Source organism: Acidovorax sp. LjRoot204, assembly GCF_056175785.1.
On record NZ_JBGFFF010000357.1, the window covers coordinates 1 to 1214 of the forward strand.

1 protein-coding gene is annotated in these 1214 nt (G+C 63.7%); it reads right to left on the reverse strand.

Annotation, left to right across the window (positions count from 1 at the left end; all coding sequences use genetic code 11):
- The coding region (locus tag AC04MI_RS25345; RefSeq protein ID WP_476499069.1) for a DUF2345 domain-containing protein at positions 1-1214 on the reverse strand (1214 nt) is incomplete at both ends.

The window sequence follows — 1214 nt, forward strand, 5'->3', positions numbered from 1 at the left end:
GGAACATTTCGTGATATTCGCCGTTGCGCAGGCTGGTTTCTGGGAACGCGGTTTCCTCAACCATCTTGCTCGCCGGTCCTGCCAGACTGTGCACGGCTGCATGCTCACGCCAGAGGCCGTTGGTGCCGTGCACGATGCCGCTGGCATTCCAGCACGTATAGCTTGAGCCGCCGTTGATCAGCACTTCTTTTGTTGCAGTGATGATGATCGTCTCGGCCGTCTGCGTGATGTTCAGTTTGGCCAGCACGTTGACGCTGTTCCTGAGCGCGGAAATGTCGATGTTGGAGTTTGCCGCCATCAGCTTCATGCCWGCCTTGTAGGCAAACAGCCGCACGGCCCCTTTCGCGCTGGCTAGCAGGCTCTTTCCCGCACTCACGCTCGTGTGCCCACCGCTGGTCACCGCGTGGTGCTCCCCGCTGGCGATGTGCGTCGAGCCCTGCGCAGTGCTCTGGACTCCGGCCGTGCTTGCCAGCGTCAGATGCGGCTCCTGAAATTCGGGAAACTCGCCTTGGCTCAGGTACCGGTCGCTGCCCTTCAGCGCATCGTTCTGCGCCTTCAGCGCCTCGGCCACTTCGTCTTGGTCGCCGGTCTCATGCGCCCCGGCCTGCCGCGCCGCATCGCCCAGGCTCTCGTGCTGCTTGCGCCCGCTGGTCAACCGCGCTACCGTCTCGCCCATATCCGTGATATGCGCCTGTGCGTTGGGCCGCGCTTCGGTGCTCACCAGCAGTCCCTTGGCTGATCTCACAGCCCCGTGTCCATCGGTACGCAGTTCGAAGCCTTGGCCCCGGTCGTCCTTGCGCCCCGCGTTGTCTTCGATGCGCCCGATATGGCCCAGGCTCAGGCTGGAGCTCTGGTGGTCGCTCTTGAGCTGCGCCTGGATCCGCCCCGCGCCGTCGTCGAACACAAGGTGATTGCTGCGGCCACCGCCGAATTCGCGGCTGCGGATGCCCGACAGATGCTTTTGCGCTGGCAACTGCCACGCCGGCATCTCGTCGGCGTTGTGCGCGCAGGCTATGACAATCGGGTGGTCTGGGTCGCCGTTGAGGAAGTCGACGACAACCTCCATGCCGATGCGCGGCACAGAGGTCATACCGAAGGTGGAGCCAGCCCAAGCAGTGGACACGCGCACCCAGCAACTGGAGTGCTCGTTGTCCTGTCCGATGCGGTCCCAATGGAACTGCACCTTGACGCGGCCGTACTGATCGGTCCAGATC